General features: G+C 63.0%; 17 protein-coding genes. 10 read left to right on the forward strand and 7 right to left on the reverse strand.

Annotated features, from left to right (window positions below):
* Window positions 1-25 precede the first annotated feature (25 nt).
* From JWV26_RS06310 to JWV26_RS06320, 3 genes are all read left to right on the forward strand, one after another.
* On the forward strand, window positions 26-1,048 hold the full coding sequence (locus JWV26_RS06310) for a response regulator (protein ID WP_206418649.1): 1,023 nt from the start codon (window positions 26-28) through the stop codon (window positions 1,046-1,048).
* 204 nt (window positions 1,049-1,252) lie between these two features.
* Window positions 1,253-1,693: a type II 3-dehydroquinate dehydratase gene (aroQ, locus tag JWV26_RS06315; RefSeq protein WP_055987317.1), complete on the forward strand. Its 441-nt coding sequence runs from the start codon at window positions 1,253-1,255 to the stop codon at window positions 1,691-1,693.
* A gap of 4 nt (window positions 1,694-1,697) precedes the next feature.
* Entirely contained in the window at window positions 1,698-2,549 is an 852-nt protein-coding gene (locus JWV26_RS06320) for a shikimate dehydrogenase (protein WP_074918618.1), read from the forward strand.
* Between the two features lie 70 nt (window positions 2,550-2,619).
* On the opposite strand, the gene JWV26_RS06325 is transcribed toward JWV26_RS06320, so the two are convergent.
* The 6 genes from JWV26_RS06325 to JWV26_RS06350 form a co-directional block, all read right to left on the reverse strand.
* Window positions 2,620-3,291 carry a TetR/AcrR family transcriptional regulator gene (locus JWV26_RS06325; RefSeq protein ID WP_045736196.1) on the reverse strand — a complete coding sequence of 224 codons (672 nt, stop codon included), beginning with the start codon at window positions 3,289-3,291 and terminating at the stop codon, window positions 2,620-2,622.
* A gap of 86 nt (window positions 3,292-3,377) precedes the next feature.
* Entirely contained in the window at window positions 3,378-5,285 is a 1,908-nt protein-coding gene (quiC, locus tag JWV26_RS06330; protein ID WP_074918616.1) for a 3-dehydroshikimate dehydratase QuiC, read from the reverse strand.
* A gap of 191 nt (window positions 5,286-5,476) precedes the next feature.
* Window positions 5,477-6,361, reverse strand: coding sequence for a DMT family transporter (locus tag JWV26_RS06335; protein WP_206418650.1), 885 nt, complete (start codon window positions 6,359-6,361; stop codon window positions 5,477-5,479).
* Between the two features lie 105 nt (window positions 6,362-6,466).
* Window positions 6,467-7,285 carry a sugar phosphate isomerase/epimerase family protein gene (locus JWV26_RS06340; protein WP_206418651.1) on the reverse strand — a complete coding sequence of 273 codons (819 nt, stop codon included), beginning with the start codon at window positions 7,283-7,285 and terminating at the stop codon, window positions 6,467-6,469.
* A gap of 13 nt (window positions 7,286-7,298) precedes the next feature.
* Complete coding sequence (locus JWV26_RS06345; RefSeq protein ID WP_206418652.1) at window positions 7,299-8,348, reverse strand: Gfo/Idh/MocA family protein; 1,050 nt, start codon at window positions 8,346-8,348, stop codon at window positions 7,299-7,301.
* A gap of 302 nt (window positions 8,349-8,650) precedes the next feature.
* Window positions 8,651-9,427, reverse strand: coding sequence for an IclR family transcriptional regulator (locus tag JWV26_RS06350; protein WP_206418653.1), 777 nt, complete (start codon window positions 9,425-9,427; stop codon window positions 8,651-8,653).
* Window positions 9,428-10,125: 698 nt separating this feature from the next.
* Here JWV26_RS06350 and JWV26_RS06355 point away from each other — a divergent pair.
* From JWV26_RS06355 to JWV26_RS06365, 3 genes are all read left to right on the forward strand, one after another.
* Window positions 10,126-10,596: a tripartite tricarboxylate transporter TctB family protein gene (locus JWV26_RS06355; protein ID WP_093053162.1), complete on the forward strand. Its 471-nt coding sequence runs from the start codon at window positions 10,126-10,128 to the stop codon at window positions 10,594-10,596.
* Window positions 10,597-10,609: 13 nt separating this feature from the next.
* Entirely contained in the window at window positions 10,610-12,124 is a 1,515-nt protein-coding gene (locus JWV26_RS06360) for a tripartite tricarboxylate transporter permease (protein ID WP_074918607.1), read from the forward strand.
* 67 nt (window positions 12,125-12,191) lie between these two features.
* Window positions 12,192-13,193 (forward strand): tripartite tricarboxylate transporter substrate binding protein, encoded by a 1,002-nt coding sequence (locus JWV26_RS06365; protein ID WP_206418654.1) that lies wholly within the window; start codon window positions 12,192-12,194, stop codon window positions 13,191-13,193.
* Between the two features lie 55 nt (window positions 13,194-13,248).
* Here the strand turns inward: JWV26_RS06365 and JWV26_RS06370 are convergent, their stop codons facing one another.
* Window positions 13,249-14,118, reverse strand: coding sequence for a helix-turn-helix domain-containing protein (locus JWV26_RS06370; protein ID WP_206418655.1), 870 nt, complete (start codon window positions 14,116-14,118; stop codon window positions 13,249-13,251).
* A gap of 135 nt (window positions 14,119-14,253) precedes the next feature.
* Here JWV26_RS06370 and pobA point away from each other — a divergent pair, with 135 nt between their 5' ends.
* The 4 genes from pobA to JWV26_RS06390 all read left to right on the forward strand — a co-directional run bounded on the left by pobA (window position 14,254) and on the right by JWV26_RS06390 (window position 18,657).
* Window positions 14,254-15,438 (forward strand): 4-hydroxybenzoate 3-monooxygenase, encoded by a 1,185-nt coding sequence (gene pobA / locus JWV26_RS06375; RefSeq protein WP_206418656.1) that lies wholly within the window; start codon window positions 14,254-14,256, stop codon window positions 15,436-15,438.
* A gap of 258 nt (window positions 15,439-15,696) precedes the next feature.
* A complete protein-coding gene (locus JWV26_RS06380) occupies window positions 15,697-16,749 on the forward strand; it encodes a TRAP transporter substrate-binding protein (protein ID WP_206418657.1) in 1,053 nt (350 codons plus the stop codon).
* A 58-nt stretch (window positions 16,750-16,807) separates the two neighbouring features.
* Window positions 16,808-17,338 carry a TRAP transporter small permease gene (locus tag JWV26_RS06385; protein WP_238597196.1) on the forward strand — a complete coding sequence of 177 codons (531 nt, stop codon included), beginning with the start codon at window positions 16,808-16,810 and terminating at the stop codon, window positions 17,336-17,338.
* The gene (locus JWV26_RS06390; RefSeq protein ID WP_072424466.1) at window positions 17,335-18,657 is read left to right on the forward strand and encodes a TRAP transporter large permease; all 1,323 of its coding nucleotides are present in this window, start codon (window positions 17,335-17,337) and stop codon (window positions 18,655-18,657) included. Before JWV26_RS06385 ends, JWV26_RS06390 begins: the two co-directional genes overlap by 4 nt.
* Window positions 18,658-18,769 lie beyond the last annotated feature (112 nt).

The raw sequence follows: 18,769 nt of genomic DNA on the forward strand, positions 1-18,769 counted from the left end.
CGAAAACAAAGGCGGAGACGCGCTTATGCAACGGCCTCAAGGTAACTCCAACCATCATCACGGTTTGCCCGACTATTCGATGATGGTGCTGCTGGTCGACGACCAGGCCATGATCGGCGAAGCCGTGCGACGTGCCCTGAGTGAAGAGAGCGATATCGACTTCCACTTCTGCTCCGACCCGCACCAGGCGCTGAGCGTGGCTCAGCAGATCAAGCCGACGGTGATCCTGCAGGACCTGATCATGCCCGGTGTCGACGGCCTCGAGCTACTCGCCCAATACCGCGCGGCGCCCGGCCTGCGCGATGTGCCGATCATCGTGCTGTCGACCAAGGAAGACCCCAAGGTCAAGAGCGCCGCCTTCACCGCCGGTGCCAACGATTACCTGGTCAAGCTGCCGGATGTGATCGAACTGCTCGCGCGCATTCGATACCACTCGCGTTCCTACCTGACCATGCTGCAGCGCGACGAAGCCTACCGTGCCCTGCGCGAAAGCCAGCAGCAGTTGCTCGATACCAATCTGGTGCTGCAGCGCCTGATCAAGTCCGACGGCCTCACCGGCCTGGCCAACCGCCGCTACTTCGACGAATACCTGGAGATCGAGTGGAGCCGCGCCCTGCGCGATCAGAGCGAACTGTCGCTGCTGATGATCGACGTCGACTATTTCAAGGCCTACAACGACCAGCACGGCCACGTCGCTGGCGATGAAGTATTGCGCCGCGTTGGTGAGTCGCTGCGCGGCAGTTGCACACGCGCCACCGATCTGGCAGCCCGCTACGGTGGCGAGGAATTCGCGGTGATCATGCCCGGCACGGCAGCCGGCGGCGCGCGCCTGCAGGCAGAAAAGATCCGCCGCGCAGTGGAAGGGATGGGTATTCCTCACGACCTCCCCAAGCCGGGCTCGCCAATCAGCGTAAGCATCGGTATCGCCACCATCCGCCCCTCTGTGGAACATGACCCGCTGAGCCTGGTGATAAAAGCCGATGAAGGCCTGTACCTGGCCAAGCACAGCGGCCGCAATCAGGTGGCGCAGGCTGGCGAAAGCAGCTAGCCACCGGGCGATAATCGCCCACTTTGCGAGCATCCTTCGGCCTTGCCGAAAACCCCCGCAACCCGCGATTTTACTGAGCCTGACGCCCCGCTCGAGGGTGTCGGGCTTTTTCTTGCACGCTTTAACTAGCAACCGCTGAATTGACTGAATTAACCAGTTAGTACATTTTTCTTGCAGTCACGTCACAACAACAAGAGATACCCCATGACGCCCTGCATTCTTGTACTCAACGGCCCCAATCTGAACCTGCTCGGAACCCGCGAACCGGCTACCTATGGCCATGAAACCCTCGCCGACATTTCCCGGCTTTGCGCCGATACTGCCGCCGAACACGGCTTGAAGATCGAGTTTCGCCAGACCAACCATGAGGGCGAACTGCTCGACTGGATTCATGCCGCACGAGGGCGCTGCGCCGGCATCCTGATCAATCCGGCAGCCTGGACTCACACGTCGGTGGCCATCCGCGATGCCCTGGTAGCCAGCGAACTACCGGTCATCGAGGTGCATCTGTCCAACGTGCACAAGCGCGAACCGTTCCGTCATCACTCCTTCGTCTCGCCGATTGCCGTCGGTGTCATTTGTGGGCTCGGCAGTCAGGGTTACCGACTGGGCCTGCAGTACTTCGCTCAATCGCTCAAGGGTTAAGACCATGTCCTCCGTTACCAGCGGCATTCTCGCCGGCCTAATCGGCAAAGGCATTCAGGCTTCCCGCACGCCCGCCATGCACGAACGCGAAGGCGATGCGCAGGGGCTGCGCTACCTCTACCGCCTGATCGACCTCGATCAGTTGGGCCTCGACCTCGACGCGCTGCCGAGCCTGCTCGATGCGGCGCAGCACATGGGCTTTACTGGTCTCAACATCACCTTCCCGGCCAAGCAGGCGATCATCCCGCTGCTCGATGAGCTGTCGAGCGAGGCGCGTGGTATTGGCGCGGTGAACACCGTGGTACTCAAGGACGGCAAGCGGGTCGGCCACAACACCGACTGCCTGGGTTTCGCCGAGGGCTTGCGTCGCGGCCTGCCCAACGTGGCTCGCCGGCGCGTGGTGCAGATGGGGGCAGGCGGCGCAGGCGCAGCCGTGGCCCATGCCCTGCTCGCCGAAGGCGTCGAACGCCTGTGCATTTTCGAAGTGGAGCCCGGCCGCGCCCAGGCCCTGGCGGACAATCTCAACGCTCACTTTGGCGCCGAGCGCGCCATCGCCGGTGTAGACCTGGCCGGTGAAGTCGCCGCTGCCGATGGGCTGGTCAACACCACGCCGGTGGGCATGGCCAAACTGCCGGGCACACCGCTGCCGGTGGAGCTGCTGCATGCCGGGCTGTGGGTGGCCGAGATCATCTATTTTCCGCTGGAAACCGAACTGCTGCGCCACGCTCGCGCCCTGGGCTGCCGCACCCTGGATGGCGGCACCATGGCGGTATTCCAGGCGGTCAAGGCGTTCGAACTGTTCAGCGGCCGCCCGGCCGATGCCGAACGCATGCAGGCGCATTTCGCCAGTTTCTGAGCGTACTCATGCAAAAAGGGCCCTGGCAGCGACAACGCCGCCAGGGCCCTTTGCATATCCGCACCGATCTTCAGCCCTGGATATAACGCAGCACCGCCTCGCAGATCATCGCCTTGTGGCGCTGCTTGACCTGCTCGTCGGGCAGATCGATCTGGAAGATCTCGCCAAAGGTATGGCGGTTGGACACCCGGTAGAAACAGAACGAACTGATCAGCAGGTGCACATCGAGCACATCGATACCGGGGCGGAACACGCCCTCTTCCTCGCCGCGACGCAGGGTCTTGCCGAGGGTGTCGAGCACCACGTTGCTCATCTGGCGGATGACCGGCGACTGCTTGACGTACTCGCCGTAGTGGATGTTCTCGATGCTGACGATGCGCACGAAGTCGACGTTGCGGTCATGGTGATCGAAGGTGAACTCCACCAGCCGACGGATCGCCAGCACCGGTGGCAAGGAGGCCAGATCGAGGCGACTCTCGGTACCGCGGATATCGCCGTAGAGTTTGACCAGCACCTCGAGATAGAGCTGTTCCTTGCTGCCGAAGTAGTAGTAGATCATCCGCTTCGAGGTCGCGGTACGCTCGGCGATGGCGTCCACGCGGGCGCCGGACAGGCCCTGCTGAACGAACTCCGTGATGGCGGCCTGGAGAATGCTCTCGCGAGTTTTCTCCGGATTGTTCTTACGTACCTTGCGCACCACCTCGAGAGGTTGAGTGGCCAGGTTGGCAACGGCTTCGGTCATACGGCAATGGTCTTTTTTATAGGTATTGGTGGAGCGGATTATGGCAGGCCGCAGCGGCAACCGGACAGGCTGCCACCTGCACCCACTTATAACCGCGGACGCTTCAAGCCACCGCTGCGCGCCTTGGCCATGGCGGCCAGACGCACCGCAACGTTGGCCGCGCCATAGCCGACATAGCCGCCCTTGCGCTGAATGATTTCGAAGAAGAAGCGTTCCTCGAACGGCTCGGTGTAGACATGGAACAGCTCGCCACCCTGGGCATCGCGGTCGTAGAGCACGTTGTAATAGGCCAGCTCGCTGAGGAACTCGTCGTCGAAGTCGAAGCGCGCGGCCAGATCGTCGTAGTAGTTCAGCGGGATTTCCAGTAGCGGCACGCCTGCCTCCTTGGCCCGCGCCACTTCGGCGAAGATGTCTTCGCAGGAGAAGGCGATGTGGTGCACGCCGGAGCCCTGATAGCTGGACAGGGCGTGGGCAATTGCGGTGTTACGGTTTTCCGAGATGTTCAGCGGCAGGCGAATCGAACTGCAACGGCTGCGAATCGCGCGGCTTTTCACCAGGCCGTAAGGATCGGGCAGGACCACTTCGTCGTCCGCTTCGAAGTCGAGCAGGCTCTTGTAGAACAGCACCCAGCTATCCATGGAATCGGCTGGTAGTGCCAGCGCCATGTGATCGATGCGCTGCAGCCCGCCGCTGGCCTGGGCATTGGCGTCCAGGCTGAAGTCGCTGTCGTAGATGGTCTGCCCTGCTCCCGCCTGCTCCACCAGATAGATCAGGCTGCCATCGGGAGCGCGCACTGCCGGCACTTCCCGCTCGTTGGGGCCGACCAGGCCGCGATAGGGCTGGCCCCGATAATCGCAGGCGCGCTGCAACGCAGCGGCACCATCCTTCACCCGCAGCGCGGTGGCACACAGTGACGGGCCATGGGACTCGAAGAAGTTGTGCGCGAAGGAATAAGGTTCGGCGTTGAGCACGATGTTGATATCGCCCTGGCGCAGCAGGCTGACGTCCTTGGAGCGATGCTGGCCGGCATGGGCAAAGCCCAGTCGCTCCAGCCAGCCTGACAGACGCGCGCCGACGGCCTCGTCGACGGCGAATTCGAGAAACTCCACGCCGTCGTAGCGGTGGGCCGCAGGCGGGGTGAAGAGCACGCCCGGCTCGATCTGATGCCCCTCTTTCTCGAGACGCTTGTGGGTCTTCTCCTCGAGATAGAGCAGCGAGCGCAGGCCGTCGGCGGCGTTCTGACGCGGCGGCGCGGCACGGAAACCATCGTTGAAGATTTCCAGCGACAGCGGACCGCGGTAGCCGGTGCGCAGGATCGGCGCGAGGAAACCGGCCAGATCGAATTCGCCCTGCCCCGGGAAGCAGCGGAAATGACGGCTCCATTCCAGCACGTCCATGGCCAGGATCGGCGCATCGGCCATCTGCACGAAGAAGATCTTGTCGCCAGGGATATCGGCGATGGCGCTCGGGTCGCCCTTGAGCGACAGGGTATGGAAACTGTCGAGGATCACCCCGACGGCCGGATGGTCGGCCTGGCGCACCAGCTTCCATACCTGCTGATAGGTATTGACGTGGCGGCCCCAGGCCAGGGCTTCGTAACCGATTCGCAGGCCGCGTGCGCCGGCGCGCTCGCCGAGCAGGCGCAGGTCGTCGATGAGGATTTCATCGTCGCCCAGCGAGTCGGCGGCGACGTTGCTGCACACCAGCACCAGGTCGGTTCCCAGTTCCTGCATCAGGTCGAACTTGCGCTCGGCACGGTCGATGTTGCGCTGCAGGCGGTCGCGGCGGCAGCCTTCGAAGTCGCGAAATGGCTGAAACAGGGTAATGGCCAGGCCGAGGTCGGCACAGCGCTTGCGGATCTCAGTGGGGCTGCCGTCGTAGTAGAGCAGGTCGTTCTCGAAGATTTCCACACCGTCGAAGCCGGCGGCGGCAATGGCTTCGAGCTTCTCGGGCAGGGTACCGCTGAGGGAAACGGTGGCAATTGAACGCTGCATAGACGGCTCCGGGCTGAGGCGGCGCCGTGGCGGGCAAAGTGAGGGAGGCGAGACGCGCTCATGAGCCCTCACTCGGCCGGTTGGTCGGCGCTCATGGATTGTTCGTAGCCTGGATTATTGGCAGGGTCGGAGAGATCAGCAATTCAAAATGAACGAACTGGTTAGTTTTCCGTTCGATAATCGAACATCGATCATTTCCGGGACGGTTTCCGGCTCTGCCAGGCAGCCGCCAAACCACTGAGGCAGATGATGAGGATACCGATCATCGCCGTGGTATCCGGCTTGTGCTGGAACACCAGCAGCCCCAGCAACCCGGCGAAGACGATCTGCACATAGCCGAACGGCGCCAGCAAGGCAGGCGCGGCATGGCGGAAGGCATGGGTCAGCAGCAGGTGCGCGGCCATGCCACAGCCGCCTAGCGCCAGCATCATCAAACCGTGCGTGAGGCTCGGCACATGCCAGAAGAACGGCACCAGCAGACTCATCACCAGCGTGTTGACCAGGCCGGCGAAGAAGTTGCTAGTGGTCGCGCTGTCCACTTCACTGAGGCGCCGGGTGAGGATCTGATAGCAGCTGAAACACAGCGCTGCGCTCAGCGGCAACAGCACCGCCGGGGTGAACAGGTTGCCGCCCGGATGCACGATGATCAGCACCCCGACGAAGCCGATGATCACCGCCACCCATTGCCCAATGCTGACGCGTTCACCGAGCAAGGGCACCGAGAGCGCCGTGACCAGCAGCGGTGCGAGAAAGATCACCGAGGTCGCCTCGGCCAGCGGGATGAACATCAGCCCCGTGGTGAACAGCAGGCTCACGCCCAGCAGGCACAGCGCCCGCAGCACCTGCAGGCCAGGCCGTTTGGTACGCAGCACGCGCAAACCGGATTGCGGCAGGAAGATGCCGGCCATCAGCAGGGTGTGCACCAGGTAGCGTGCCCAGACGATGAGGATGATCGGATAGAAACCCGACAGGTATTTGGACATGGCATCGTGACTGGCGAACAGGAAGGTCGCCAGCACCATCAGGCCGATCCCCTTGAGCGGGTGATTGGCACCGGACAATGGAGTGAGACTCATGAAATACCCGGAAGGCGGACTCGCCGCAAAAAGATAGCAAGGCAACCAACTATACAGACCACCGCAGCCCAGCGCCTACATCCACTGCGGCAAGCACTGACTGCATCACGACTGACGGCCGAGCAGCTGCCGGGTCTTCTCCAGCGCCATGCGGGCTCGCTGCAATGCGCTGACACCCTGCTCCAGCAGCTGTCGGGTCGGAATTTCCAGGCTCAGCGGGATATTTGCCGGTAGGGCTCGCAGCAAGCCGAGCAGATCGCAGTCACCATCACCGGGAAAGCGCCGCTCGTTGCGCGCTTGGCGCAGGATCTCCTCCATGTCAGCTGGACGAGGCCCGGCCACGTCGCACAACTGAGCGTAGCGCAAGCGCTCGGCGGGCACTGCCGCCAGGTCTTGCAGGCGCGAAGCCGAGCGGTCGAAGTGGAAGGCATCGACCAGCACGCAGCCGTTGGGGCGGCCCGCCGCGGCGACGATACGCGCCGCCTGGGCCAGATCGCGGGCGTCGGTCCAAGGCATGAACTCCAGGTGCGGATGCAGGCCGTACTGCGCTGACAGATCACAGAGCGCGGCGAAGTTGTCGGTCAGTCGTGCTTCATCTGGATCATTGCCGGCCACCAGCAGTTCGCTGGCACCGCACTCGGCGCCTACTGCGAGGATGGCCTCGAAATCGGCGACGCGGGTGTCCGGCTTCAGGCGCAGGATTTCCACATCGAGCACCCGGATGCCGGTATCGCGCAAACGCTGCAGGGTCTGCACACGCAGGGCGGCATCGGCCACCAGCGGGAAGTGATGTTCCTCCGGTGTGGCCGGTACCAAACGCAGGCCAACATGGCTGTAGCCGGCGCGCGCCGCTACTTCGACCATTTCCGGCGGCGACAGCTCGAGCACGGTCAGGGCGGCCAGGGAAAGAATACGTTCGCTCATGATGATTCTCTGCTCAGAGGGTTTCGGGGACGCAGGCCAGGCCGCTTTCCGCCGCCTGGCGAATGGCCTCGACCAACGCCAGGGTGCGACCAGCATCGGCAGCGCTGACCAGCGGCTCAACCTGGCCACGGGCGACCTGGACGAAATGCTGCAACTGGCGGTACAGCGCCTCGCCTGCGTCGAAGTACTCCTGTACCTGCTGCAACGGCTGGTGCCAGCCAGCGCCCGCCTCGCAGTAATACCAGCGCTTGAGCTGTGGAACGCTCAAGGCGCCGCGGGTACCGGCGAGCAGGTAACAGGGCTGATCGGCCTGGCGCGGGTAGACCGGGTTCTCGCCTGATGTCATCTCCCAGCTCCAGGGCGCGGCAACGCCGTCGGAGCCGGTCAGGCTGCCAAGCGCGCCACCTTCGAATTGCAGCAGCACCGCTGCGCTGTCCTCGTTGGCGAAGCCGCGTACGCCATTGCTGGTAATGGCCTGTACCTGGCGCACTTCGCCGCACAAGTGCCGCAGCAGATCGAGGTCGTGAATCAGATTGGTCAGCAGCATCCCGGCCCCGGCCTCGCGGCGCCAGGCAATGTCGTAGTAGCTGTCGGGCTTTTGCACCTGCCACAGCGCGGTCACCGTGGTCAGTCGGCCCAGAGCGCCCTCCTCGATCAACTCGCGGGCACGGGCGATCAGCGGATTGTGTCGGCGATGATGGCCGACCAGCACCGGCACGCCACTGCGTTCGCTGGCCGCCACCAGCTCGCGCACTTCGTCCAGGTGCACGCCCACCGGTTTCTCCAGCAGCACCGGCACGCCTACGGCAATGCAGTCGAGTGCGGTACTGACATGCAGTGCGTTGGGGTTGGCAACGATCACTGCTTCAGGCCGCACCTGCTCCAGCATCTGCTGGTGATCGGCGAAACAAGGCACAGCGTATTGCGCCGCAAACTCGGCGGCCTGGGGGCCGGGATCGGCGATGGCACAGAGCCGTGCCTCAGTGAGGTTCTGCAGGTGCTGATGGTGCTGGCGGCCCATGACACCAGCGCCGATCAGGGCAATACGCAAGGGGGAAGTCACGCGTTGATCCTCTTGTTGTCGTCTTTACGCGGAGGCACCGAATACATCAGGCGCAGACCTTTTTAATATTTAGAACCTAGTTCCAAAATTTACGCAAGACGAAAAACAGCGGATATCGCAGGCTTCGCTGCCCTCCAGAAGTTGACCTGGGATTCGTAGGGTGCGCGATGCGCACCGCGCCTTGAGAAAGGTCGGATTTGGATCAGGCCCGGATTACCTGCAGGCGCGACGGTGCCGCGAAGGACGCTGATCGCGGCTGAAGCCGCTCCTACGTTGAGGTTGACGCGTTGCCTTCCAGCCGATCAGGCGAACAGTTCGGAGGCAGGGCTGGCGGCGGACAGTTCGGCAGCGGCGGCCAGCAGCTCAGGCGCCAGTTGCTCGATACGCGTCAGAGGCAGACGAGCACTGGGCCCGGCAATGCTGAGCACGCCGAGCACTCGTCCCTCGACAGGGTGACGCACCACGGCGGCCAGTGCAGCGGTACCCAGCGACGAACTTTCCATCACCCAGGCATAGCCCTGCTGACGCGCCAGCGCCAGGCGCTGCAGCAGTTCCTGTTCATTGCGCGGGGCGTTGGGGCCGAAGCCGGCAGGGTCGGCGATCCCCTGCCGCGCCACCAACGCCAACGCGTCTGCATCGCTCATGCTGGCCAGCCAGGCATGCCCGGAGGCGGTATAGAACAGCGGCGCCTCACGCCCCATGTCCGGGTCGTAACGCAGGCCGGAACGAGCTCCCTGGCTCTTGGCGATCCAGGTCTGGCGCTCGCTCTCGATCACGCCCAGGCGCACCAGCTCGCCGCTGGTTTCAGCCAAGGCATCGAGAATCGGCTGCACCACATCGGCGCCGCTATTGGCCAGGTAGCGAAAGCCAAGCGCCACCAGTTTGGTCGACAGCCGATAGCGACTGGTGAGCGCATCCTGGCGCACATAGCCCAGGCGCATAAGCTCGGCGAGCATGCGGTGCGTGGCGCTCTTGGGAATATCCAGCTCATCGGCCAGGGCCTGCATCTGTACGCCACGGGCATCGCGAGTGAGGCTTTCGAGAAGGCTGAGCGCGCGTTCGATCTGACTGCCGGCCATGAGAATGTCCTGAAAAATTTGCGCCGATTCTAGCAGGCCGCAGGAGAACTACCTGCGTTGGCAATACTGCGTTAAAAACGACCTCAAAATGCTCATTTACAAAACGTAAACTGCGCTTTTTCGGTCGTTTTTGCCTTGTCTTGCCTGCCTCGCCTACGTTTCCAACGGCCTGCTGAGAGACAAGCGCCCGGCGACGCGAGCCAGACCGGAGCCTGCCTCTGGATGCTGGGCCACGGACGCGCGATACTGCCAGCGCGACGCACAATGTACTAACTGGTTCGTTCTTGTTCGGTTATCGAACAAAACCCCGTTTAGCGAATTGAAATGGCCAGCCTGGTCGGCCCACTATTCCTACCACGCCTGAAACCGAAGTGATCTTCTGCCTGGTGCATCACGCTTCGAATGTTTCAGCAGCCAATAAATATAAGAAGGTCAATTGTCATGTCACAGCCTATGCACCTGCGTGCCCCGGCCACCCCTGCCACAGCGAGGATCGCTCCTCGTCCGGCGCCCAGCTCGTTGCTCGACGACTGGTCATCCCTATCGACGCTAGCCATGCCTGCCCTCGCCCCTGCCTCTCATGACATGCATGGGAGCTCTCGGCCGCGCCTGATCAGCTCGCTGCTTGCCAGACTGCTGCCTGCGCGCAAAGCCTGACTCAGCCCCTTACCCTCCCCCCATTCTGTCGGAGCGATAGCATGAACAAGACAGACAAGATGCTGGTCGGCGAGCGCACCTTCTGTGTCCTGCTGTTACTGGCCAGCCTGGTGGTGTTCTACCTGGCCTACCAGATTTCCGGTTTCTCCTCGGTCAATTCCCCCGGGGCGTTTCCCCTCGGCGTCGCGCTGGTGATGATCCTCTCCGCGGTGAAGATCGCCGTCGAGCTGATCGGCAAGGCCAAGCCTGACTGCAGTGGCTGGCAGGATGCCTTCAAGCAATTTCGCGACACCCACTTCCCGCGCCGCACCCTGGTCTTCGGCCTGCTGGCCGTGGCCTACCTGGCGGCGATCCAGTGGGCCAGCTTCTACGTCAGCACCTTCGCTTTTCTGGTGCTGTCGATCGTCTACCTGCGAGGCGGCCGCGTACTGAACGCGATCCTGATCGCAGCTGTGTTGCTGGTGCTGATCTATCTGTTGTTCAGCCTGGCGTTCAGCGTTTACCTGCCATAACGAGGCACCCGAGATGAGCGATACCCTTTCCTACCTGCTGATGGCCTGGAGTGACCCGCAGCTGCTGATGCTGACTGCGCTGGGCACTTTCGCCGGCATCTATATCGGCGCCATCCCGGGCCTGTCGGTGACCATGGCGGTGTCCATCCTGGTGTCCTTCACCTTCTCCTGGGATGTCAACGACGCGCTGGCGCTGATCGTTGGCATCTTCATCGGCGGCGTTTACGGTGGCTCGCGCAGCGCCATCCTGCTGAACATCCCCGGCGCGCCTTCCTCGGTGGCCACGGCCTTCGACGGCTACCCGCTGGCGCAACAGGGTGAGGCCGGTCGTGCCATCGGCCTGAGTACCGTGATGTCGGTGGTCGGCGGTATCGTCGGCACCATCATGCTCGCCAGCGCCGCACCGCTGATCGGTGAACTGGCCCTGCGCTTCGCCCCGCGCGACTACTTCCTGGTCGCCGCCATCGGCCTGCTGCTGGTCGGCAGCCTGGCAGAAGGTTCGCTGGCCAAAGGCATCTTCGCCGCTGCCCTCGGCGCGGTGATCGGCCTGGTCGGTATGGACCCGGTGACAGCGCAGGGGCGTTTCACCCTGGGCCAGGTCGAGCTGATGGGCGGCATCCACTACGTGGTACTGATGATCGGCCTGTTCGGCGTTGCCGAGGCCTTCTATCAACTGCATAACCTCGACAGCCCGGTCATCCGCCAGAAGGTGGACAAGATCCTGCCGTCCTTCGCCATGGTCCTGAAATTCCTGCCGTTGTCGATCCGCACCTCGATCATTGGCGTCATCGTCGGCGTACTGCCGGGCGTAGGCGGCGATATCGCCGCGCTGATGGCCTACGACCATGCCAAACGCACCGTGAAGAATCCGTCCAAGCCCTTCGGCAAGGGTGCCTACGAAGGCCTGGTAGCCCCGGAAACCGCCAACAGTGCGGCGGTCGGTGGCGCCTACGTGCCGATGCTGACCCTGGGTATGCCCGGTGATGCAGTCACCGCAGTGATCATCGGTGCCCTGGTGGTGCATGGCCTCAATCCCGGCCCGATGCTGATGGTGGAAAACCCGCACATCTTCTACTTCACCGTCGGTAACCTGCTGCTGGCCAACGTGTTTCTGATGATCTTCGGCCTGATGGGCATCAAGCTCTTCGCCAAGTTCGTGGAAATGCCCAAGGCCGTGCTGATTCCGCTGATCCTCGTGCTCTGCGTGGTCGGCACCTACTCGATCAACAGCAGCATGACCGAGGTGTACTGGATGCTCGGTTTCGGCGTGCTCGGCTACCTGCTGAAGATCTTCGGCTTCCAGATGGGCCCGATCATTCTCGGCGCCATCCTCGGCCCGTTGATGGACACCTCGTACCGCCAGGCCATGTCCTCGGCCGGTGACAACCCGGTGGAGCTGCTGCAAGGGCTGGTCACCAGCCCGCTGTCGCTGATCCTCAGCGCCGCGGTGGTGCTGATCCTGCTGGGCAACACCCCGCTGCTGAAGAAACTCAAGAGCAAGTTCAGCCCCGCTTCGGCGCGCGGCTGATACCCAGGTTCCAAGGCGTGCCCCGGCCGACAGGGGCTCACAACAACAACCGATGGAGAGTCTCCACATGTTCAAATCGCTACTGACTGGCGCCGCTCTCGGACTCAGCGCCCTCACCATGGCCCTGCCAGCCCACGCCGAATACCCCGAGCGCAGCATCCAGGCGGTCATTCCCTGGGGTGCAGGCGGCGCCACCGACAACGTCATGCGCAGCCTGACTCCGTACGTGGAAAAGGAACTGGGCGGCAAGTTCATCCTCAACAACCGCCCGGGTGGCACCGCTGTGATCGGCAGCACCCACGTCATGCAGCAGCGGCCGAACGGCTACACCATCCTGCTCGGCGCCGAAAACCCGCAGCTCTATAAAGTGCTGAAACTCGCCGACTTCGACTACGCCGACTTCTACCCGGTCAACATCATCGGCCAGAACGTGGTGGTGATCGCCGCCAACGCCGACGCGCCGTTCAACAACATGGCCGAACTGATGGCCGCCGCCAAGGCCAACCCGGACACCCTGCGCATGGGCTCCACCGGCGCCGGCGGCCTGCCGAGCACCGTCAGCGCGATGATCAACGCGGTGGACGAGCTGAAAGTGCGTGAAGTGACCTTCGGTGGCGACGGCCCCGGCATCACAGCACTGATGGGCAAGCACATCGACTTCATGCCCCTTAGCCTGGCCGCCGCCCGCGAACTGGTACGCAGCGGCAAGCTCAAGGCCCTGGCCGTGTTCGCCACCGAGGAAACCCCGGAGCTGCCGGGCGTGGAACCGATCACCAAGTCCCTGCCGGCCATTGCCGAGTACCTGCCGTGGGGCCCGTTCTGGGGCGCCTTCGTGCACAAGGACACCCCGGACGACGTCAAGCAGAAGCTGGTCGACGCCTACGCCAAGGCCGTTGCCAACCCCGAGTTCCAGGGCTTCCTGAAGAACTTCGGCGCGCAGAGCCTGAACCTCAACGGCGCCGAAGCTGAAGAGTTCCTCAAGCGCTGGCAGTCGGTCACCACCTGGTCGATGTACAAGGCCAAGGCCATCGAGGTTGCCCCGGACTCGGTCGGCATCGCCAAGCCCTGAGCCCTTCCCCGGCGGGTGCCTTCGGCGCCTGCCTCTCTTTCGCCTGCATCGCTGCTCAGCGATGCAGGCGAAATGCCTTGGGCGAAAGCCCGCTGCCACGCTTGAAGAAACGGGAAAAATAGCCCGGCTCGGAAAAACCCAGACTGTCTGAAATCTGGCTCACCGTCATGGTGGTGTACACCAGACAGCGCTTGGCCTCGAGCAACAGACGCTGATTGATCAGTTGCAATGCGGATTGTCCGGCCAACCGCCGGCACAGCGCATTGAGGTGAGCGGCGCTGATCCCCAGGCGCGAGGCGTAATGTTCGATCGGTAGATGCTCGCGAAAGTGCACCTCGAGCAAATGCACGAAGGCCTGCACATGCTCGCGCCCTCGGCCGTCGGCGGGCTCCTGCGCCTCACTTCGCGCCAGTTGCCGGCGCGCGATGGCAACCAGCAGGACACTGATCAACGATTGCAGCATCAGCTCCCGCGCTGGCTCCAGACGGCCGTACTCCTGGCTGATCGATTCGAACAAGGCATCCAGATAACGGCGCTGCTCGCCAACCTCATAGCACATGGGGCTCTGCAAGCATTGCTGGCCCAGCGGCGCGGCCAGTTGCTCCACCAGCGGCCGCGCCAGGCTCAGCACATAGCCCTGAACATCACGCGAGAAACGAAAGCCGTGCACGCACAGCGCCGGCACGACCTGCAGCGAAGCACTGCGCACCAGGCGCACCTGCCCCTCCACCTCCAGCTCCGCCTCACCCGCCTGCACATAGAGCAACTGCAGCAGGTCAGCGTGACGGTGCGGTTTGATTTCCCAACCGTGCAACTGGCTGCGTTCGGGAATCGATTCGCAGTGGATAAGGTCGGGAGTCGGCCATTCGGTCGTCTCACCGTACAGTTTGAATACCGGCACCAGGGAGACTTTCGAAGCAGTCATGAGCGGGCTCTTAAAATCATCGAAAAGTCCAAGAATCCTTTTCGATATTGCCTTCTAACCGAGCATGTATCCACAAAAAATACAGACCTGAGCCTGTGAATCGACATACAGCCGATCACTTACTGGAGAACAATAATGAACACTCAGGTCGCCATCATCGGCGCTGGCCCTTCCGGCCTGCTGCTCGGCCAACTGCTGCATAACGCCGGCATCGACAACGTCATCCTCGAACGCCAGAGCCCCGACTACGTGCTCGGCCGCATCCGCGCTGGGGTGCTCGAACAGGGCATGGTCGACCTGCTGCGCGAGGCCGGCGTGGCCGCGCGCATGGATCGCGAAGGCCTGCCGCACGATGGTTTCCAGTTGGCCTTCGATGGCCGCTGCGAGCGCATCGACCTCAAGGGGCTGACCGGTGGCAAGAGCGTGATGGTCTACGGCCAGACCGACGTCACTCGCGACCTGATGGAAGCACGCCAGGCCAGCGGCGCCGTCACCCTGTACAACACCAGCCAGGTGCAGTTGCACGAACTCAAGGGCGAGCGCCCTTACCTGACCTTCGAGCATGAGGGCCGCACGCAGCGCCTGACGTGCGATTACATCGCGGGCTGCGATGGCTTCCATGGTGTATCGCGACAATCCATTCCGGCTGGGGTACTTCAGGAGTTCGAACGGGTGTATCCGTTCGGCTGGCTGGGCATCCTTGCCGACACCCCGCCAGTGCACAAGGAGCTGATCTACGCCAATCACGCGCGCGGCTTCGCCCTGTGCAGCATGCGTTCGCCGACACGCACGCGTTACTACGTGCAGGTGGGCGCCGAGGAGAAGGTCGAAGACTGGTCCGACGAACGCTTCTGGGACGAACTCAAACGCCGCCTGCCAAACGAGATCGCCAGCCAGTTGGTCACCGGACCTTCGATCGAAAAGAGCATCGCGCCGCTGCGCAGCTTCGTGGTCGAGCCGATGCAGTATGGTCGCCTGTTTCTGCTCGGCGATGCCGCACACATCGTTCCGCCGACCGGCGCCAAGGGCCTGAACCTGGCCGCCAGCGACGTCAGCACGCTGTACCGCATCCTGCTCAAGGTCTACCGCGAGGGCCGTGTGGACCTGCTCGAACGCTACTCGGAAATCTGCCTGCGGCGCATCTGGAAGGCCGAGCGTTTTTCCTGGTGGATGACCTCGATGCTGCATCGCTTTCCCGACACCGATGCGTTCAGCCGCCGCATGCAGGAGACCGAACTGGACTACTTCGTCAGCTCCGAAGCAGGGCGCAAAACCATTGCCGAAAACTACGTCGGCCTGCCCTACGAGGCCATCGAATAGCGCATTTCTCAGCCGCAGGACGACGCAACTTCCCCCCTCGCACGGGAGCCCCTGACCGATAATCGCCTGGCGCGCCGACGGCACGTCCCAGGCCTACGCAATTCGTTCGTTTATCGCACACTAAGTCGTTAATCGAATTGAATAGCCCCTCGCTAACTCGCACCATGCGAGCAGCGAATCCTAGCGGCGGCAGTATTGCAGCCGAATTTGGCTGTACCTGAGTCGCCTACTAACAATGAATAAGAAAGGACATTTGCGATGCACAAGCTTTCCAAGGCTTTGCTGACGCTGCTTGCCACCAGCGTCATGACCTGGGCCAACGCCGACGAGGCCGAGGTCACCCTCAAGGTTCACCACTTCCTGCCAGCGCACTCGGTGACCCAGGCCGACTTTCTCAAGCCCTGGGCAGAGAAGATCACCGCCGAATCCAATGGTCGGATCCAGTTTCAGTTCTACCCGTCCATGCAGTTGGGCGGCACCCCGCCACAACTGATCGACCAGGCGCGTGATGGCGTTGCCGACATCGTCTGGACCCTGCCCGGCTACACCAGCGGCCGCTTCCCTCTGGCATCGGCATTCGAGATGCCGTTCATGAGCCGCTCTTCGGAAGCCAGCAGCCAGGCCATGTGGGACTTCCTCGAAGCCCACGGGCAGAAGGAGTTCGCCGACGTGCATCTGCTCGCGACTCACCTGACCGATGGCGCGCTGCTGCATACGGCGAAAAAACCGGTGCGTAGTCTGGCAGACTTCCGTGGCCTGAAACTGCGCTCGGCCAACCGCATCTCCACCAAGCTGATCTCCATGCTCGGCGCCACCCCTGTGGCCATGCCGGTACCGCAGGTGCCAGAAGCGCTGTCCAAGGGTGTGGTCGATGGCGCCGTGCTGCCCTGGGACGTGGTCCCTGCACTGAAGCTGCAGGAACTGGTCAAGTACCACACCGAAATGGCGCCGGGTCAGCCGGCGCTGATGCACACCGCGCTGGTGCTGGCGATGAATCCGGCCAAGTACGCCAGCCTGCCCGATGACCTGCGCAAGATCATCGACGACAACAGCGGCCGTGAACTCTCACGCCAGGCCGGCCATATCTGGGATACCAACGTGATCGAGACCGGGCACCAACTGGCGCAATCGCGTGGCAACGAGATCTATGTACTGCCCGCCGAAGAACAGGCCAAGTGGATGGCCATCGGCCGCAAGCTGGACAACGACTGGATCAAGGAAGTCGAGAGCAAAGGCAACGACAACGGTGCTGCGCTGCTGCAAGAAGTGCGCGACCGGATCGAAAGCTACAACGCCAAGCTGCCGCACTGATCGTTAACCCTCGTTGTGTTGGCCGGCACTTGCGGTGCCGGTCTTGCGGAGTCCTGTCATGATCGAAAACCCTGCCTTGCCCGGGCAGCCTCAACGCATGCGCCCGTTCGGCCAGTTGCTCGATGTCCTGGCACGCTGGCTTGCCCTGGCTGGCGGCCTGGTGCTGGTCGCCATCACCCTGCTGTCGGCCTACAGCATCACCATGCGCAGCCTGTTCGATGCGCCACTGCTCGGTGACGTCGAGCTGGTGCAGATGGGCTGCGGTATTGCCGTGGTGAGTTTCCTGCCGCTGTGCCAACTGCGTCGTAGCAACGTCATCGTCGACGCCTTCACCCTGCGCGCCTCGGCCACCACCCGGCGCTATCTCGACACGCTCGGCTGTCTGCTGATGGCCGCCTGTGCAGCGCTGCTGGCCTGGCGCTCGGTAATCGGCACGCTGGACACTTACCGCAACGGTGAAGAGTCGATCATCATGGGTATTCCGATGTGGTGGTCGATGACGCCCTTCGCGCCGTCTTTCGCCCTGCTGGCCGTCATTTCCCTGTACACCGCCTGGCTCGACCAGCGTGGTGAGGGAGGCCAGCAATGAGCAGCGTCGCATTGGGCGGACTCTTTCTCGCCTTCCTCCTGGTTCTGCTGGCCATCCGTATCCCGATCGCCATCGCCATGCTGCTGACGGGTATTGGCGGCTACGTCTCGATCAGCGGCTGGGACCCATTGCTCAACTACCTGAAGACGGTGGCCTACGCCCGCTACACCGTGTACGACCTGTCGGTGATCCCGCTGTTTCTGCTGATGGGGCAGTTCGCCTCGCGTGGCGGCCTGGCTACCGGCCTGTTCCGTGCCGCAGCCGCCATGGTCGGGCACTGGCGCGGTGGCCTGGCGATCTCCGCCATTGGCTCCTGCGCAGCCTTCGGCGCGGTCTGTGGCTCATCGGTGGCAACCGCTGCGACCATGGGTCAGGTGGCCCTGCCGGAGCTGCGTCGCTACAAGTACTCCAACTCGCTGGCAGTCGGTTGCCTGGCGGCCGGCGGCACCCTGGGCATTCTCATCCCGCCATCGGTGGTGCTGGTGATCTACGCCATCCTCGCCCAGCAGAACATCTCCACGCTGTTCATGGCCGCCTTCGTGCCGGGCATTCTCGCGGTCATCGGCTACATGATCGCCATTGCCATCTATGTGCGCCTGTTCCCGGACTCCGGCCCAGCACAGGAACGCTCGAGCTGGAAGCAACGGCTGCAAGCGCAGCAGGGGGTGTGGCCGGTACTGCTGATTTTCCTGGTGGTGCTCGGGGGTATCTACGGCGGCTGGTTCACCCCGACCGAGGCCGCAGCCATCGGCACCGTGGGCACGGGCTTCTTCGCCTTCACCCTGGGCAAGATGCGTCTGGCCGAACTCAAGGAGGTGCTGCTGGGCACCGGGGTGACCACGGCCATGATTTTCATGATCCTGCTCGGCGCCGATGTGATGAACGCCTTCCTGGCCATCTCGCAATTGCCCAACTTCATCGCCGAAACCATCAGCGGCGCAGGTCTGCCGCCGTTCCTGGTGCTGGCCGGGATCCTCGTCCTGTACCTGATCCTCGGCTGCGTGATGGACACCATGTCGATGATCCTGCTGACCATCCCGATCTTCTTCCCGGTGATCATGGGGCTGGACTTCTATGGTCTGGACCAGACCGAGAAGGCCATCTGGTTCGGCATCCTGGCCTTGATGGTGGTGGAGATCGGCATGGTCACCCCGCCACTGGGCATGAATGTCTACGTGATTGCCGGCATGGCGCGCGATATCCCCATGAGTGAAGCCTTCAGAGGCATCGTGCCGTTCCTGATCTCGGACATCGTGCGCGTGGTCATCCTCGTGCTCTTCCCATCGATCACCCTGTGCCTGGTGCGCTGGCTGACCTGAGGACTCGCGATGCATTCAGACGAACACCGCTGAACCCCGAATAACTGCCACCACTCTCCCCGATGTAGAAGCCTATCCGCCACTGCGGAGGGGAGCTTTCAACCTTGAAAAA

The sequence above is a fragment of the Ectopseudomonas toyotomiensis genome, from assembly GCF_017167985.1.
GTDB classification, from domain to species: Bacteria; Pseudomonadota; Gammaproteobacteria; order Pseudomonadales; family Pseudomonadaceae; genus Aquipseudomonas; species Aquipseudomonas toyotomiensis.

Bases quoted from the DNA above. Each gene is read 5' to 3' on its own strand.
- JWV26_RS06325 (WP_045736196.1), bottom strand. From the start codon at position 3,291: ATGACCGAAGCCGTTGCCAACCTGGCCACTCAACCTCTCGAGGTGGTG.
- JWV26_RS06360 (WP_074918607.1), top strand. From the start codon at position 10,610: ATGAGCGATACCCTTTCCTACCTGCTGATGGCCTGGAGTGACCCGCAG.
- pobA (WP_206418656.1), top strand. From the start codon at position 14,254: ATGAACACTCAGGTCGCCATCATCGGCGCTGGCCCTTCCGGCCTGCTG.
- JWV26_RS06355 (WP_093053162.1), top strand. From the start codon at position 10,126: ATGAACAAGACAGACAAGATGCTGGTCGGCGAGCGCACCTTCTGTGTC.
- quiC (WP_074918616.1), bottom strand. From the start codon at position 5,285: ATGCAGCGTTCAATTGCCACCGTTTCCCTCAGCGGTACCCTGCCCGAG.
- JWV26_RS06370 (WP_206418655.1), bottom strand. From the start codon at position 14,118: ATGACTGCTTCGAAAGTCTCCCTGGTGCCGGTATTCAAACTGTACGGT.
- JWV26_RS06340 (WP_206418651.1), bottom strand. From the start codon at position 7,285: ATGAGCGAACGTATTCTTTCCCTGGCCGCCCTGACCGTGCTCGAGCTG.
- JWV26_RS06310 (WP_206418649.1), top strand. From the start codon at position 26: ATGCAACGGCCTCAAGGTAACTCCAACCATCATCACGGTTTGCCCGAC.
- JWV26_RS06320 (WP_074918618.1), top strand. From the start codon at position 1,698: ATGTCCTCCGTTACCAGCGGCATTCTCGCCGGCCTAATCGGCAAAGGC.
- aroQ (WP_055987317.1), top strand. From the start codon at position 1,253: ATGACGCCCTGCATTCTTGTACTCAACGGCCCCAATCTGAACCTGCTC.
- JWV26_RS06380 (WP_206418657.1), top strand. From the start codon at position 15,697: ATGCACAAGCTTTCCAAGGCTTTGCTGACGCTGCTTGCCACCAGCGTC.
- JWV26_RS06390 (WP_072424466.1), top strand. From the start codon at position 17,335: ATGAGCAGCGTCGCATTGGGCGGACTCTTTCTCGCCTTCCTCCTGGTT.
- JWV26_RS06365 (WP_206418654.1), top strand. From the start codon at position 12,192: ATGTTCAAATCGCTACTGACTGGCGCCGCTCTCGGACTCAGCGCCCTC.
- JWV26_RS06385 (WP_238597196.1), top strand. From the start codon at position 16,808: ATGATCGAAAACCCTGCCTTGCCCGGGCAGCCTCAACGCATGCGCCCG.
- JWV26_RS06335 (WP_206418650.1), bottom strand. From the start codon at position 6,361: ATGAGTCTCACTCCATTGTCCGGTGCCAATCACCCGCTCAAGGGGATC.
- JWV26_RS06350 (WP_206418653.1), bottom strand. From the start codon at position 9,427: ATGGCCGGCAGTCAGATCGAACGCGCGCTCAGCCTTCTCGAAAGCCTC.